Annotated in this window: 13 protein-coding genes; 4 read left to right on the top strand and 9 right to left on the bottom strand. The window is 59.3% G+C overall.

Annotation, left to right across the window (positions count from 1 at the left end; all coding sequences use genetic code 11):
* Positions 1–4 precede the first annotated feature (4 nt).
* On the bottom strand, positions 5–2221 hold the full coding sequence (locus tag DS906_RS15310; protein ID WP_113790986.1) for a response regulator: 2217 nt from the start codon (positions 2219–2221) through the stop codon (positions 5–7).
* A 115-nt stretch (positions 2222–2336) separates the two neighbouring features.
* Here DS906_RS15310 and DS906_RS15315 point away from each other — a divergent pair, with 115 nt between their 5' ends.
* A complete protein-coding gene (locus DS906_RS15315) occupies positions 2337–3182 on the top strand; it encodes a 2-keto-4-pentenoate hydratase (RefSeq protein WP_113790987.1) in 846 nt (281 codons plus the stop codon).
* 4 nt (positions 3183–3186) lie between these two features.
* Here the strand turns inward: DS906_RS15315 and DS906_RS15320 are convergent, their stop codons facing one another.
* From DS906_RS15320 to DS906_RS15335, 4 genes are read right to left on the bottom strand one after another with little or no spacing between them, the layout of a single operon-like run.
* The gene (locus DS906_RS15320; protein ID WP_113790988.1) at positions 3187–5226 is read right to left on the bottom strand and encodes a hypothetical protein; all 2040 of its coding nucleotides are present in this window, start codon (positions 5224–5226) and stop codon (positions 3187–3189) included.
* Positions 5223–7985: a DUF4159 domain-containing protein gene (locus DS906_RS15325; protein ID WP_113790989.1), complete on the bottom strand. Its 2763-nt coding sequence runs from the start codon at positions 7983–7985 to the stop codon at positions 5223–5225. The genes DS906_RS15320 and DS906_RS15325 overlap by 4 nt, the downstream gene beginning before the upstream one ends.
* Positions 7982–8857 (bottom strand): DUF58 domain-containing protein, encoded by an 876-nt coding sequence (locus DS906_RS15330; RefSeq protein ID WP_113790990.1) that lies wholly within the window; start codon positions 8855–8857, stop codon positions 7982–7984. Before DS906_RS15330 ends, DS906_RS15325 begins: the two co-directional genes overlap by 4 nt.
* Entirely contained in the window at positions 8854–9861 is a 1008-nt protein-coding gene (locus tag DS906_RS15335) for a MoxR family ATPase (protein WP_113790991.1), read from the bottom strand. Before DS906_RS15335 ends, DS906_RS15330 begins: the two co-directional genes overlap by 4 nt.
* Before the next feature lie 64 nt (positions 9862–9925).
* Between DS906_RS15335 and DS906_RS15340 the strand changes: the two genes are divergently transcribed.
* A complete protein-coding gene (locus DS906_RS15340) occupies positions 9926–10504 on the top strand; it encodes a DUF1285 domain-containing protein (protein ID WP_199528579.1) in 579 nt (192 codons plus the stop codon).
* On the opposite strand, the gene DS906_RS15345 is transcribed toward DS906_RS15340, so the two are convergent.
* On the bottom strand, positions 10501–11445 hold the full coding sequence (locus DS906_RS15345) for a DMT family transporter (RefSeq protein WP_233494810.1): 945 nt from the start codon (positions 11443–11445) through the stop codon (positions 10501–10503). The two genes, DS906_RS15340 and DS906_RS15345, sit on opposite strands and share 4 nt — an antisense overlap.
* Before the next feature lie 175 nt (positions 11446–11620).
* Here DS906_RS15345 and DS906_RS15350 point away from each other — a divergent pair, with 175 nt between their 5' ends.
* Both DS906_RS15350 and DS906_RS15355 read left to right on the top strand, forming a co-directional pair.
* The gene (locus DS906_RS15350) at positions 11621–12370 is read left to right on the top strand and encodes a hydroxypyruvate isomerase family protein (RefSeq protein ID WP_113790993.1); all 750 of its coding nucleotides are present in this window, start codon (positions 11621–11623) and stop codon (positions 12368–12370) included.
* 79 nt (positions 12371–12449) lie between these two features.
* Positions 12450–12680: a DUF2798 domain-containing protein gene (locus DS906_RS15355; protein ID WP_113791225.1), complete on the top strand. Its 231-nt coding sequence runs from the start codon at positions 12450–12452 to the stop codon at positions 12678–12680.
* A gap of 49 nt (positions 12681–12729) precedes the next feature.
* Here DS906_RS15355 and polA read toward each other — a convergent pair whose 3' ends face one another.
* From polA to DS906_RS15370, 3 genes are all read right to left on the bottom strand, one after another.
* Positions 12730–15528 carry a DNA polymerase I gene (polA, locus tag DS906_RS15360; protein ID WP_113790994.1) on the bottom strand — a complete coding sequence of 933 codons (2799 nt, stop codon included), beginning with the start codon at positions 15526–15528 and terminating at the stop codon, positions 12730–12732.
* 124 nt (positions 15529–15652) lie between these two features.
* The gene (locus tag DS906_RS15365; RefSeq protein ID WP_113790995.1) at positions 15653–16315 is read right to left on the bottom strand and encodes a YrbL family protein; all 663 of its coding nucleotides are present in this window, start codon (positions 16313–16315) and stop codon (positions 15653–15655) included.
* A 13-nt stretch (positions 16316–16328) separates the two neighbouring features.
* The gene (locus DS906_RS15370) at positions 16329–16505 is read right to left on the bottom strand and encodes a zinc-finger domain-containing protein (RefSeq protein ID WP_113790996.1); all 177 of its coding nucleotides are present in this window, start codon (positions 16503–16505) and stop codon (positions 16329–16331) included.
* Positions 16506–16521: the final 16 nt, after the last annotated feature.

The raw sequence follows: 16521 nt of genomic DNA on the forward strand, positions 1-16521 counted from the left end.
CAACCTAGTCAGCCCGGATATCCTCTGCAACAACCGGGCAACAATCATCCGGCCTATGAGTCCGAACCATCTGGTGAATCGTCTGCTTTTGCAGCGGTTTGGTCAGGTAGTGATCCAGTCCGGCAGATAAGATTCCCTGATCGTCACCAGCCATCGCATGAGCCGTCAGGGCGACAATGGGAACATGTCGGCCGGTCTCAATCTCGCGGCGCCGGATTTCGGCTGTGGCCTGTTTGCCGTCCATTTTAGGCATCGAGATATCCATAAAGATCAGATCAGGGTCAAACTCCTGATGCTCCTGCACCGCTTCGATCCCGTTGCCGGCAAAGCGCAGGTCGATGTGCAGATCCTTGACCATCTTTTTGAGGATCAATTGGTTGGTCCGGTTATCTTCCGCCGCAAGCACGCGCATGATACGCTGCGTTCCTTCACATGCGGGCTGGTTAAGTTCCCGACTGATCGATGCGGTCTCCGAAAGCGCCTCAACGCCCTTTGGTTGGCCAAGCGCTTTCAGGCGCCCGTATAGCTCAGCCCTGGGGATCGGCTTTTGCAGAACGCCTTCGATCAGGTGGCGTGCGGGGTGGGCGTGAATGACGCCGGGATTGGCCGACATCACGACAACCGGCAGAGCGCCCCACCCCCTGTCTTTCAACATGACAGCCAGCTCAAGCCCGTCCATGCCGGGCAGGTCATGATCGCACAGCAGAAGGTCCACACTGTCGTCCAGCGCCGTCAGTGCCTCTCGGCCCGAGGTGCAAACGGTGACCTGCACCCCCAGCCGACCCAGCTGTTTGGACAGGATCGCGCAGTTGGCGGCCAAATCCTCGACGATCATCACATGGCGCAGGCGCCCGTCAAGATCGGGCGGGGCGGGTTGCGGGCCTTCAGCGGTCGGCAGTGAGACCCGAAAGCCAAAGCAAGACCCCTGCCCCGGCTCGCTATCCACCCAAATCGACCCGCCCATCAATGTAATCAATCGCTTGGTAATGGCAAGGCCCAGACCGGTTCCTTCAAAGGCCCGGTTTCGCTCGTCTTCGACCTGATTGAATTCGCCAAAAATGTGCCCGATCTTGTCTTCGTCGATGCCGATACCGGTATCTTCGATCGCGACGTGCACATCGCAAGATTGAGCATCCGGGTTAGGCACGCCGGTGACACGGATCAGGACATGGCCCTTGGACGTGAACTTGACCGCATTGCCGACGAGATTGGTCAAAACCTGCCGGACCCGTCCCGGATCGCCAACAAACAATGTGGGCAGGAACAGATCGTAATCCACCAGCAACGACAGCCCTTTGTCCCGAACGCTGGGTTGCAGCAGCATCGCGACTTCAAGAATGCAGCGTTCAAAGTCGAATTGCTCCGGATGAAGGGTCAGCTTGTCCGCCTCAATCTTGGAATAGTCCAGGACGTCGTTGATAATCACCAAAAGCGCTTCGCCTGAGTTGCGGATGGTGTTCAAATACTGCCGTTGTTCTTCATCCAAAGGTGTTTCGGTCAGCAATTCGGTCATCCCCACGATACCGTTCATCGGGGTTCGGATTTCATGGCTCATATTGGCCAGAAAGGCCGATTTGGCGCGGTTTGCCGCCTCGGCCCGTTCACGAGCAGAGGTCAACTCGGCCTCATGGCGCACGGATGCGGAGATGTTCAGGGCCAGGCTCACCACATCGCCACCATGACCGCGCTGGTCGATCAGCTTAATGTAATGGCCGTTCCACAGCCGGATTACCTCGGGCTGGGGGTGTGGCATGGCCCATCTCTGCAGCATTCTATCGCGCCAGCCGGGTGTCGGCTCGGACCCGAGGTCAATCAGCCCCTCAGTCGTCAGAATCTCCAAAATCCTCGGATAGGTCACACCCGGCGCAACCTCTTCCAACCCGTCAAAGACGCTTAAGTAAGCCGCGTTTGCCCCGATCAGGCGACTTTCCTCGTCGAAGAACGCGAATCCATCCTGAATGGTTTGGATTGAATGCCACAGGCGACGCTCGGCCACCTCGATCTTGGCGTTGGCGACCGTCAAATCGGATTTGACCTTTTCATTCTCACCCCGGACCGTTTCAACCTCGGCCTGGGTTTCACCGATCCGCTTGGTCAATGCCATCGCATGCAGGCCCAGTTTGCGGTTCGCAGCCGACAGCTCTGCCTGTTTCATTTCCAACAACCGTTCGGCCGCCAACCGGGCGCGCCGTTCTTGTGACAGTTTTCCTGCAAGACTCATCTTTGGTGTTTCCGGGACAATCTGCGTCCAGCATCCGGGCAGAGAGTGAAGAACTGTTTAAGCCGTTGCCCAATGATCGAACCTCATGCCACTCTTGCCAAAACGGAGGTGTGATATGCGGGGTTTCTTCGGCGCGTTGTTGGCCTGTGGCTTGTTTGCTCATCCTGTGGCGGCGGGCTGCGCAACGGATGGTCAGATCGATCGGTTCGTCGCGGATTACCTCTCTGCTACGCCCACATCTGCCCTTTCGCCTGAAGGTACAATGAAAGATGCGCTGTGTACGCAAGCGCGCATAGTGTCCGCATTAGAGCCGCATTTGGGACCAGTCATCGGCTACAAGGCCGGTCTGACCAGCGCGCCGGCACAAGAAAGATTTAGCGCATCTGAACCGGTTCAGGGCGTTTTGTTCCGCGACATGATGCTGGATGACGGCGCGACCGTTCCATCAGACTGGGGGGCGCGACCGGTGTTTGAAGCCGATCTGGTACTGGTTGTTGGCACAGCGGATATCAATCATGCCACGTCGCCAGAGGAGGTGCTGCAAGGCGTCTCAGCTATCCGCCCGTTTATCGAACTACCTGACCTGACCTTTGCCGAGGGTGAACCAATCACCCCGGTCACGCTGACAGCAATTGGCGTTGCTCCGAAACTGGGCGTTTTGGGTGTAGAAATCCCTGTGTCCGATCCGGCAGTTATGGTGCAGGCCTTGGCTGATATGACTGTCACCCTCCGTGCCTCAGATGACGAGATTCTGGCGCAGGTACCGGGCACAGCGGTACTGGGGCATCCAGCCAATGCCGCCCTTTGGCTGATGTCCAAAGGGATTGAATTTCAACCGGGGGACCTGATTTCCGTCGGATCATTCGGGCCGTTATTCCCGCCTGCGAAGGGTAAAGGCGGGGCATCAGTGTCTTACGAAGGATTACCCGGCAATCCCACGGTCAGCGTGGTCTTTGACTGACCGGTCACCGCCCTTCGCGCAGCCAGCCCGCCAGAAGGAACCCGCCCGCCAGCAGCAATACAAGCCAAGGTGGCAGTAGCCCGGCCTGCGTCACGTCACGTGTTTCATAGGCGTTGCGCGGGGTCAGACCGATCCATCCGCGGCCCGACGCGGGACGCCCGGCACGTACGTTGCGGATCGACGGCAAACCCTCCTCCAAACGCACCGTACCGCCGCGCAATTCTGCCGTCACATGTTCCAGTACCTCGGCCGTTGCGATCGTACGTTCGAATTCCTTGGGTGCCGCGGGGCCAAGCCCGATGACGGTGGATTGCTCCCCTTCCTGAAGGCGATAGAGGCCGATTTCCGGCCCGAAATACTGTGCTTCGAACCGCCCCGGCGAGACCTCATCCAAGGTAATCTCGACCGTTTCGCCATTCGGGCGAGTTACGGTCACTGGCCCGACCTCATCCCCCAGCGTTTGACGGATGATGCGCATCACCTGACCATTGGCCTCTGCCCACAGCGCCTCTTCCTCAAGCTCGGGCTCTTTCATCATCCAATGCGCCAACCGGCGCAGCAATTCCAGCTGCGGTCCGCCGCCTTCGAATCCGCGGCTCCACAACCAGGCATGGTCCGAGGCCAGCAGCGCCACGCGCCCTTCGCCAACACGGTTGAGCACCAACAGGGGCCGGTCATCCACGCCCGTCATCAACACCTCACCCGTGCGGTGATTGACGTCGATCTGGCGCAGCCAAGCACCCCAATTATCCGAGTCGCCAAGGTCCGTCGTGACCGGATGACGATGCCCCAGATCGGTGACCATCGGCACATAGCGTTCCTCGATCACCCGCGCGGTGGGTTGCGCAGGCAGGATCGGTGCCAGGGGTGAGCGGAAGATACTGTCAGCGCTGGCAAAATCCGGTCCGGCGGCAACAAGAACGGCACCACCTTCGTTGATATAGTTGGTGACATTGTCCAGATAGATCGCTGGCAGGATGCCGCGCCGCTTATATCGGTCAAAGATGATCAGGTCGAAATCGTTGATCTTTTCCAGAAACAACTCGCGCGTCGGGAAGGCGATCAGCGAAAGCTCGTCCACCGGCACCCCGTCCTGCTTTTCGGGGGGGCGCAGAATGGTGAAATGCACCAGGTCCACGGAACTGTCAGATTTCAGCAGGTTGCGCCATGTCCGCCCGCCCGGATGCGGCTCACCCGAAACCAGCAACACGCGCAGCCGGTCCCGAACCCCGTTCATCTGGATGAGCGCCGTGTTATTGCGATCGGTCAGTTCGCCCTCAGCCTCTGGCACGGTGAACTGAATCACGTTGCGCCCGCCATGGGGCAGCGTGATCGGCAGCTCTACATCAACGCCAATAGGAATCGTGAATTGTTCGGCTTCGGCCCCGTCGACCGAAATTTCGAGCGGCGCGGTCGAGGCCCCTGTGGGTGCAGCACCGCTATCCTCAACCCTCAGGGTCAAAGTGACCGGTTCATCAATAATGGCAAAGGCAGGTGCATTGCGGACGATCAGACGGCGATCCCAATCCGTTGTACGCCCTGTCTGCAAAAGATGCATGGGCGCGGGCAGGTCGGGAGCTTGATCGGCATCATGCACGATGCCATCCGACACCACCAGAATGCCCGCGATCCGCGCGCGCGGTTCTTCGGCCAGCGCTTCGTTCAGCGCCGCCATGACTTGGGTGCCTTCGTCCCCCTCTCCGTCGCCTACGCGAATGCGGCGCAGTTCCGTTTTGTCACGGGATTCAATCTCGGCCGCCAATTCCTTTGTGGCCTGTGCAGTCTGATCCGCCCGATCCGAAAGGGTCTGACTGGCGCTTTCATCCTCGATCATCAGAACGATATCGGTCAGCGGCGCGCGATCCTCGACCTGATAGACCGGGCCTGACAGCGCAGCGATCACAACCAGCGCCGCCAATCCTCGCAAGGCCCAGCCAGACAGACCACGCCACAGGGCCAGAACAACCCCAGCAACGCCAATCGCAACCACGATGGCCAGAACGGGCCATGGGATAAGCGGATCGAATATGACGGTTCCTGTCATTGTCCCAACCTGTCCAGCAAGGCAGGCACATGCACTTGATCTGATTTGTAGTTCCCGGTCAGCACATGCATCACCAGATTGACACCAAAGCGGTTTGCAAGCTCACGCTGCCGTTCCCCCGCATACCCGCGCCCGACCGGCAGCAGCGCCTGGCCGTTGCGATCGATGGCCCAGGCCGCGCCCCAGTCATTGCCGCCGATCACCACCGGCGTCACGTTATCATTGAGGTTGCGGAATGGCATGCCTTCGATCTGTTCGGCATCCATGGGTGCCGCCTCGACCCAAACTTCGGTGCCCGCGTAGCGACCCGGGAAATCCTGCAAAAGGTAGAAGGCACGGGTCAGGACATGGTCACGCGGAACAGGCTCTAATGACGGGATATTCAGCGGGGCCGCGATCTGTTGCAGCTTGCGCCCATTCGGGCTTGCAGCCCCGAAGCGGGCCACATCTGCATCGCGCGTGTCGAACAGGATCATCCCGCCCGAGCGCAGGTAAGCGTTGAGCTTGGCATAAGCCTCAGCCGACGGTTGCGGCTGGTCTGGTGAGATCGGCCAATAAAGCAGCGGGAAAAACGCCAACTCGTCCCGTTCCAGATCCACGCCAATGGGTTCAGCAGGTTCTACCGAGGTTCGGAAAAACAACGTCTGAGCCAATCCGCGCATTCCTGCAGCCGCAATATCGTCAACCTGCTGATCACCCGTCAGAACATGCGCCAGAACCAGTTCCTGCGTGGCGCTCAACGCGAAATCTGTACTTTCGGGCGTTTGCGCCTGCACTTCGGGCACCAGCAAAATCGCCCCCAGTGCGACAGCCGCAGCCCTGACCAGACCCAGACGACCGGACAACGCCAGCGAGGCGATGACGTCGATCGTCAGCAACAACAATGCAAGGCTCAGCAGGATACCGCCAATGGGTGTTTCGGTGCTGACCTCCTGGCCCTTGATCGGAACATCCGACGGCCAGACCGCTGGGCTGAGAACCGTTTCATCGGTCAGAACATTGCGTGCCAATTTCTGTTTGCCGCTTTCGTAAAGGCCGGGTCGCAGATCGGGACCGATCTGGCTGGTCACAAGCTCAACACCATCGACGCCCGGTAGATTTCCGGCATCAGACAGAACACCAAAGCCATCCATAACCTGAATCGGTTCCCACGTGGTGCCTTGCAACTGTGACTCCTGCCGCGATTTCGCCGCTGAGGACACCGCCAGCCGGTCCAGCATTTCAACAAAAAGCCCAGACAAGGGAAGGCTGGACCATTCCGCATCTGCCGTGACGTGGAACAGTACCACCTGCCCCAAACCCAACGCTTTTCTCGTCACCAAGGGCGTGCCATCCGAAAGTGAGGCAATGACCCGATCCGCCAAATTAGGGTCTGGTTGCGCCATGACTTGCGTGGTCACTGTGACATCTTCCGGCACCTGCAGCCCGTAGAAGGGCGAGTTCTCCGGGAAGGGCGACAGCCCTTTGGCTTCGCCCCAGCTCATCGCGCCACCGACCGAGCGTCCGCCGCTGCGCAGGCGCACCGGCAACAGGGTATCCTCGGTATCCCGGCCAAGATCGCTGGCTGCCATCCGAGGGCCAGCAAAGCGCAGCAGCAAACCGCCCTGTTCCACCCATTCGACCAGCGCGGTCTGTTCGAACCCGGCCAGTTTCGCCACATCGGCCAGCACGATCACATCCGGATTGGCAGGTAGGACTTCCAGCAATCCGCCATCGACGAAATCCGCCGTTGGGGTCAGAACTTGCGTCAGGTAATGCAACGGCGACAACAACTCTAACCCTTCGCGGTTCAGCGATCCGGCAATCAGGGCGACTTCGCGCCGCCGCAAACTGTCATCGGTCAGCGTGACGGCCCCTGCCGAACGCTCACCCTGAATCTCGAACCGGGTGATGCGCGCGCGCAGTTCGGAAGGCAGCGACAGTTCTACCTGCGCCTGTGTCTCACCGCTGGCAAACTCCATCTCGGCCGATTGCAGAACACGCATTGCACCTGCGGGGTCACGCCCTTGAGCCAGTATCGTGATGCGATCTGCAGGACCAGGTTCAGCTCTTTGCGCGGATAATTGAATGACCCCGTCCTGATAAGTGGCAGGCAGAATGGCGACCGCAGGTGACGGGGCCTGATAAACTGTCACATCACCGCGCGCGCGCAGGGCAGACAGGATTGCCTCGTGCCCCTCGTAGGTAAGGCGATCACTAAACCAATGGGTGTCAAACCCTCCGTCCACCTGTTCCATGGCAGACAGCGCCATATCGACTTGCGCCCGGGTCGGTTGCCACGGTGTCGGGGTCAGCCCCGGCAAACGGCCGCGCCATGCTTCGGCGGCTTGGAAAACGGGGGCTTCAGGTTCGGTCAGGCGCAGGATGGCCACGGTGCGACCCGCGCGCCCGGCCTCGGTCAGCTGCACATCGATCTGATCCAGCGTCGTTGACCAGCGGGTCGCCCCGGCCCAGCTGGCATCCAGCACCAGCAGCAACGGACCCGAGCCTGCCTGATCGCGCGAGGGGTTCAGGACCGGTCCGGCCAATCCAATGATAATCGCCGCCGCCACCAGCATGCGCAGCAATAGCAGCCACCATGGGGTGCGGTCAGAAACGCTTTCGTCATCCCTCAACCCTAGCAGCAGCGTCACCGCCGGGAACAACCGACGGATCGGCGCGGGTGGCACGGCGCGCAAGATCAACCACAGGATCGGCAGGGTCAAAAGACCCATCAACACCCACGGTGCGGTAAAGCCAATGCCCGCCAAAACCGTCATCCCGTACCCCCATCCAGCGCACGATAGAGCCACAACAGAGCCGCTTGCGCACTGTCATCGGAGTGATGCAGCCCCAGTTGCCACCCCGTCGCGCGGCACAGCCGGGTCAGCGCATCCTTGCGCTTGGCAAGCCGTTCCAGATACCGCTCGCGCAGATCTCCGGCCTTTAGGGTTTCGTGTCGGACAGACCCACCAACGCTTTCAAAAATCGTGCGCCCCCGGTAGGGAAAGGTCTCTTCTCCGGGATCGAGAACCTGCAACACCAAGCCTCGCACCCCCCGGTCGGCGGCTTTGGTCAGCGCCAGTTCAACTTCGTCCAGCGGACCAAGGAAATCGGAAATGAAAACGGCGCGGGCATGCGGGATCATGGCGCGGTGTTCGGGTGGCGCATAATCGGATTCAGCATCCTCGGACCACGCTTCTGCCAGTCGGATGATCTGAGCGTTGCCGCGCCGTGGCGGCAGGGTCGTGCCGGTCAAACCGACACGCTCACCCCCGCGCACCAGCAGGATCGCGGTTGCCAACCCCAGCAGGCGGGCGCGGTCGGCCTTGGTGGACAGGTTCTTGTCGGACGCAAACCGCATCGACGCGCCCTGATCGACCCACAGCATTACCGATTGCGCAATCTGCCACTCACGTTCGCGCACGAATTGCTGGTCGCCGCGGGCCGAACGCCGGTGGTCAATCATCCGGCGGCTGTCACCGATCTGCGCCGGCCGGTATTGCCAGAAGTCATCACCAAGCCCCGAGCGGCGGCGTCCGTGGTCACCCAGCAGAACAGTTCCGGCCAATTGCTCAGCCCGTGCCAACAACGGCGGCAGCCGGGACGCCTCGGCCTCTGATCTTTCACGAAGGGTCAGCGCGGCATTCACGCCGCAGCCTCGGTGCGGACCAGACCAGCGGCGGTAGAGTCAATCAGGTCAGCCAAACTGTCACCGCGCGCCCGCGCCGCAAAGTTCAATGCCATCCGGTGGCTGAGCACCGGGCGCGCCATGTCCAGCACGTCCTCGGCATTCGGGGCCAACCGCCCCTGCAGCATAGCTCGCGCTCGTACCGTCATCATCAGCGCCTGCGCCGCACGGGGGCCGGGGCCCCAGGCGACGGTTTCAGCCACCCGTTCGGAAACGCCCGCCTCTTCGGGGCGGAATGCGCGGACAAGATCAAGGATCAATTCCACAACCGAGTCCCCCACCGGCATCCGGCGCAATAGGGTCTGGGCGGCCAACAGCTCTTCCTTGCTGAAAATCTCGTGCGCTTCGTTCTCTTCCACACCTGTCGTGGCCAAAAGAATATCGCGCTCGGTCTGGCGATCAGGGTAATCCACGTCAATCCGCACCAAAAAGCGGTCCAACTGCGCTTCGGGCAGTGGATAGGTGCCCTCTTGCTCAATCGGGTTTTGCGTCGCCAATACGTGGAATGGTTCACCCAGATCGCGGTCTTCGCCGGCCACAGTCACAGTGCGTTCCTGCATCGCCTGCAAAAGCGCCGATTGGGTCCGGGGGCTGGCGCGGTTGATTTCGTCCGCCATCAGCAGCTGACAGAAGATCGGGCCGGAAATAAAGCGAAAGTGGCGGCTGCCATCCTCGGCCGTGTCCAAAACCTCGGACCCCAGAATATCGGCGGGCATCAAATCGGGTGTGAACTGGATGCGGTTGCCATGCAGACCCATCACGGTCGAAAGCGTTTCAACCAGCCGCGTTTTACCAAGCCCAGGCAGGCCGATCAGCAGGGCGTGGCCACCGCACAACAGGGCGGTCAGCGTCAGGTCCACGACCCTTTCCTGTCCGATAAAGCGACGGGTGATCGAGGCCTTGGCCTCTTGCAGTTTGATTTCCAGCGCTTCGATCTCGGACACGAGGTCGGCAGGTTCGGTCATGACTTTCCCTTCCGTGGACTATTATGGTTGAAGTGTATCGCGCGAAAAGGAAATGGCAAAAGCAATGAGCGGACAAAAACCTGTGACCCCCTCTCCGGACGGGCTGGCGGCCTCAGTCAAAGCGGCCAAAACCAGGGGTTTACCCCCTGTTCACCTGTGGAATCCTCCGTTTTGCGGCGATCTGGACATCCATATCGCAAAAGATGGGTCTTGGACTTATTTAGGGTCGCCGATCAACCGGTTCGAGCTTGTGAAGCTATTTTCCTCAATTCTTAAGAAAGAAGACGGGAAATACTACCTTGTGACCCCGGTGGAAAAGGTAGGAATCACTGTCGAGGATGCGCCCTTTGTGGCCGTGGATTTTGACGCGACAGGCGAGGGTCAGGCCCAAATACTGACATTTACGACCCGTGTTGGTGATACCGCGATAGCTGGCCCTGATCACCCAATCCGGATTGTCATCGATCCCGAAACAGACGAGCCGTCACCCTATGTATTGGTTCGCACTAATCTTGAGGCGCGCATAGATCGCAAGAGCTTTTATCGCCTTGTGGACATTGCAACGCACAAAGATGGCTGGTTTGGCGTCTGGTCCGGTGGGCAGTTTTTCCCGCTTGTCCGGTCGGACAGCCTGACCGACTAGGCCGGTTTTGCGGCCCGACGATCCTGAGCCAGAACAACCGCCATCGCGACGACCCCTGCGCCCAGCGCACGGGTCCAGTTCCACTCTTCGCCCAGCACCAGCATGATCAGCATCACGTAGAAGGGGGCGACATTGATGTGAAAGGACGTAAGCGCGACACCCAGTTTGCCAATCGATGCAACAAACAGGATCTGGCTGAGCGCCATGGAAATCAGCGAATAGATCGCCAGCATTCCAATTTGACGCGAGTCTATAGAAATGGATGGCACGATATCCATGCCCAGATGATGTGCTCCGGCCATCAGGATTGTTGCCATGAAGAACCCGCCAAAAAATGTGACCGCTGCGCGCCCGGTCTGGCTTAATTCGGGGAAATCTCGCGAGGTTGCCTGGCTACCCCAGCAAAACAGGGCTGTCGCCGCAACGGCACAGGCAGCGCCCAAACCCAACTGTGCCGGTGCGACGGCGCTGGTGGCGATCAATCCGCCCACTACCGAGATCAGAACCCCAACAGCAAAATTCCACTTGAGTCGCCGAGTACCAGACGCAAGTTCCAGCAATGTCGCAATCAAGGGCGCGCATGAGGCAATGATGGCCGTTGTGACCGGGTCAGTCAGTTTTTGCGCCACGATCAGCAGAAACATCCCCAGACCGATGCCAAACCCGCCGACAACAAACGCATGTCCCCAACGGGCGCGCAGAACCCGTTCCGGGCCATCTATCATGACCCAAATCGGGAGTAGAAACGCAACAGCCATGGCCATGCGCGCAACCAACAACGCAACTGGCGGCCATGTCTGCAACAGCACCTCGGCCGCCGGAAACCCAGCCGCCCACGTCAGCATGGACGCCACTGCCAAGCCATTGCCTGACAAGGCCGAATTTTGCCCGGCAGGCGCAGAAAGGGCGTTCCCGCGCGCGGGGTCTGGGCTCATCGCCATTATGTTCGAACCTTTTGTTGGCACGGCGTTCTGAAATGATTCGCCGCGTTGCCCTGACCCTCGCTGATTCAGTCAGCCCGATCTGGTCGAATTTCGACAAACTGTCGTTTTCAGTCTCTTTCGTTGAAATCGCCTCGCGGATAAGGTCGGCGCACCAGCTAACCAAAGGCCTCCGATGACAAAATTCGCAGCCAATATCTCTCTGCTCTTTGCCGAGCTTCCCTACCTGGACCGGTTTCAAGCCGCTGCAGAGGCCGGGTTCAAGGCGGTCGAGATTCTGTTTCCCTACGAACTGGCCGCCAAAGAGACACACCGCGCGTTGCTGGCCAACGGTTTGGATCTGGTGCTGATCAATGCACCCCCACCCAATTACACCGGCGGCGATCCCGGTTATGCCGCTGTTCCCGGTGGTGAAGGCCGGTTCCAGTCGGATATCCGCCGTGTTTTGCGCTATGCTCAGGTTCTCCGCCCGGGGCTGATCCACATCATGTCAGGCTATTCCTCGGGACCGGACGCGTTTGAATGCATGGTGCACAACCTGCAATGGGCGGCCGACCTTGCACCGCAACAACAGTTTACGATCGAACCGCTCAACCCCGTGTCTCAGCCCGACTACTTCCTCAATGATTACAACCTGGCTGCTGATATCCTGGATCGTGTGGATCGCCCGAATGTAGGCCTGCAATATGACAGCTTTCACGCCCATATGATCCACGGGGACGCGCTGGCTGTTTGGGAACAGTTTCATCCAAGGGTCGTACATGCCCAGGTCGGAGCCGCCCCGGACCGCTCTGAACCGGGACGCGGTCCGACGGATTTCGCTCAGCTTTTTAACGCTATGACGGCGTCGGAATATTCCGGTTGGGTAAGTGCCGAATACACCCCGTCAACATCCAGAACCGTGCATTCACTGGGCTGGATGTGACGCCAGATACCCTATTCCGTCTGGCAATCAGGGCGAAAATACCTAAAACCGGGGCATCGCGACCTTAAGGATGCCCGAAATGATCCCTGCCCGCTTTGCCCATGCTGTGTTCGGACTGATCATGTCCGGCCTCATGTCCTGTATCGTCACCGGCATCGCCACCGCCAAAGCCGTAGGATTCGGACCATCCACATTTGGTGACTGGATGGCGTCCTGGGCTTTTTGCTGGCCGATCGCCTTCGCCGTCATCCTGACCCTTGGACCCACTGTGAAACGCATGGTCGAGGGCTGGGTCAGACCGCAAGATTGATCCGCTGCAAAGAGGGCCCGATGAGCAGCGCAGCACCCATTTTTTGCAGCTAGTGTGCCTCGGCCCAGTTGGCGCCCTGTCCGGCATCCACGCTTAGCTTGACGTCCAGTTTTACAGCCGGATCAGATGCGCCTTCCATCACGTCGCGCGCCACCTCGATCAAAGGGTCCACCGCACCCTCGGCGACTTCGAACAGCAATTCGTCATGCACCTGCAGCAGCATTTTGGCGGGCAGACCATTGATCGCATCTGGCATCCGCACCATCGCGCGCCGGATTACATCCGCCGCCGTTCCCTGAATCGGTGCATTGATCGCCGCCCGGCGCGAGAAGCCCGCATGAGGCCCTTTGGCGTTAATCTCAGGTGTATGGATTTTACGTCCGAACAAAGTCTGCACATAGCCATGCTCTTTGGCAAAGGCGACAGTGTCGTCCATATACTTGCGAATACCCGGAAAGCGTTCAAAATAGCGGTCGATGAACCCCTGTGCCTCGGCACGTGGGATGCGCAGATTGCGCGCCAGCCCAAAGCCTGAAATGCCGTAGATTACACCAAAGTTGATCGCCTTGGCCTGACGGCGGATATCCGGCGTCATCTCGTCCAGCGGCACATCGAACATCTCGGACGCGGTCATGGCGTGAATGTCCAGCCCATCGGAAAATGCCTGTTTCAGGGCCGTAATATCAGCGATATGCGCCAGAATGCGCAGCTCGATTTGGCTGTAGTCAAGGCTGACCAGCACGTTGCCCGGCTCGGCAATGAACGCCTCGCGAATACGGCGACCTTCCTCGGTGCGCACGGGGATGTTCTGCAGGTTCGGATCGGTCGAGGCCAGACGCCCCGTGTTGGCTCCGGTGATCGAATAAGACGTATGCACCCGAACCGTATCGGGATTGATATGGGTTTGCAGCGCGTCGGTGTAGGTCGACTTCAGCTTTGACAGCTGCCGCCAGTCCAGCACGCGACGTGGCAGTTCATGCTCGGTCGCGAGGTCTTCGAGAATGTCAGCCCCGGTCGAGTATTTCCCGGTCTTCCCCTTCTTGCCGCCTTCCAGACCCATCTTGTCAAACAGGATCTCGCCCAGTTGAGCGGGGGAACCGACGTTGAAGTTCTCGCCTGCCAGCTCGTGGATTTCAGCCTCTAACCCGTCCATTTTCTGGGCAAAAGCATTGGACATCCGGCTCAGAACATCGCGGTCAACCTTGATACCGTGCATCTCCATTTCGGCCAGAACCGGCACCAGCGGGCGTTCGAGCGTTTCATAGACGGTTGTCACCTGCACCTGATGCAGTTGCGGTTTGAACAGCTTCCACAGGCGCAGAGTGATATCGGCATCTTCGGCCGCATAGGTGGTCGCTTCATCAATCGGAACCTTGTCGAATGTGATCGCCGATTTACCCGAACCCAGCAGCGGTTTGATCGGGATCGGCGTGTGGTTCAGATAGCGTTCGGACAAAGTATCCATACCATGCCCATGCTCGCCGCCATGCATTGCATAGGACATCAGCATCGTGTCATCGATTGGCGCCACGTTCACGCCATAGCGGGCGAAAATCTTGGCGTCGAATTTCATGTTCTGCCCGATCTTCAGGATCGACGGATCCTCGAGCATCGGCTTCAGCAGCTTCAGAACCTCATTTATGGGCATTTGCCCCTCGGCCAGCGCGTCTGAGCCGAACAGATCGTCGCTGGCGCTTTCGCGGTGGATCAGCGGGATGTAACACGCCTCGCCCGGCTCGACTGACAGCGAGATACCGACCAGATCGGCAATCATTTCATTTAGGCCCGTGGTTTCCGTATCCACCGCGATCCAGCCGCGCTCGTACGCCTGATCGATCCACTTTTGCAGCGTACCCGCATCCCGCACACATTCGTATTTCGACGCATCAAAGGGGATAGCTTCAGCTTCGACCACCTCAGCAGCCGGCGCAGGCGCATCGGCAATCGCTGGCGCTTCGGCACCCAGCTTGTCCGCGATCCGCTTGGTGAGCGTGCGAAACTCCATATCTGCCAGAAAACCCAGCAAGGTGTCCGGTTCGGGATCTTTCACCTCAAGATCGTCCAGCGTGAAATCCAGCGGTGTATTCTCGTCCAACTGCACCAGCTTCTTCGACAGCTCGATCTGGTCGCGCTTTTCGATCAGGGTCTGGCGGCGCTTGGGCTGCTTGATCTCTTCGGCGCGGTCCAACAGCGTTTCCAGATCACCATATTCGTTGATCAGAAGGGCGGCCGTCTTGACCCCGATACCAGGCGCACCAGGCACGTTATCGACGCTATCCCCGGCCAACGCCTGCACATCAACCACGCGTTCAGGGCCAACGCCGAATTTCTCAATTACGCCATCGCGGTCGATGCGCTTGTTCTTCATCGCATCCAGCATTTCCACACCGCCGCCAACCAGCTGCATCAGGTCCTTGTCCGAGCTTACGATGGTCACACGCCCGCCCGCCTCACGCGCCTGCACAGCAAGGGTCGCGATGATGTCGTCGGCCTCGTACCCCTCCAGCTCTTTGCAAGCGATGTTAAAGGCTTTCGTCGCTTCGCGTGTCAGCGGCATCTGCGGGCGCAGGTCCTCGGGCATCGCTTCGCGGTTGGCCTTGTAGAGGTCATACATATCGTTGCGGAACGTGTGCGAGCCTTTGTCAAAGATCACCGCCACATGGGTCGGTGCGTCCGGGCCAGCGTTCCCTTCAACATATTTCTGCAACATGTTGCAAAAGCCGGAAACGGCGCCAATCGGCAGCCCGTCCGACTTTCGCGTCAGTGGCGGCAGCGCGTGATAGGCCCTGAAAATAAAGGCCGATCCGTCAATCAGATGCAGGTGACACCCTTTTCCGAAATTGCTCATGCGCGCGCTCCGTTCTGGTTGGAAACGGTTCTGCCACAGGCCCGCGCGGGTGGCCAGCAAAGAAGGTAGTCAATCCACACAAGAGGCCGGAAAACTGTGCCGGAACGTTAACGCAGGCCGTCAATCACGCGACGCGGAATTCCTGTTGCGTTCTGTCCCAGATCAGCCCGACACGCTCGGCGATGCCGTTCATCTGCTTGTGCAGGGACCGGTCGTTCAACCTGCGGCTCAATGTGCGCAATGGAATAAGATTGCGTTCTCCGTAACCATCGATCAGCAGAAACATCCGGGTTTGATGGCGCAGCCCGTAGACAATGTTAGTCTCGTGAATGTCGCGGGCAACAATTTGAAGCTTAAACAGTTTTTTGGCGAAACTGTTCAATTCATTCAGAACATCATCGCTCAGCGCTCCATCCTCGCACAGCTTCGCAAGGGGCTGTGCGAGCTGTCCGTCATCGGATTCGATCCGTTCCACAACGATCGCCGGACCAATGTCGGTTTGCGCTATGCCAAAACATCGCGCCAAAGGCAGTTGCTCGATGTCGGTGCCGCTTTTCAACGCCGCCTTCATCTCACCCTCGATTTCCTTCAGCGCATTGCGAAAAACAGAATCGGGCAGAAGCCGCCGGATCAGCCGTTTTGCAAAGGATCGGTTGGGCCGTTTGCGCGGGCGCGTCACCTTTACCAGCAAATGGGATTGCCCCGGACAGGCATACACGTCTCGATGTCCGCCACTGGCAATCGGGTCCTGATCGGACACCTGCAAAAGCTGCACTGCAAAAAGCATCCGGCCTCCGAATTTATTGCGCGTCGTGCTCCGACAGCACGTATTTACAATCGCAATACGGGCAATCGACCCAGCCGGTATCTTCGGGGATCTGCAACCAGACACGCGGGTGGCCCAACGCGCCTTCGCCGCCGTCACAGGCGACACGTGCGGTTTCGACGAATTTGGTTTCCGGTGCATCAAGTGTCACGGCTGGCGATCCTTCA

The organism is Ruegeria sp. A3M17, from assembly GCF_003318255.1.
Taxonomy (GTDB): domain Bacteria; phylum Pseudomonadota; class Alphaproteobacteria; order Rhodobacterales; family Rhodobacteraceae; genus Ruegeria.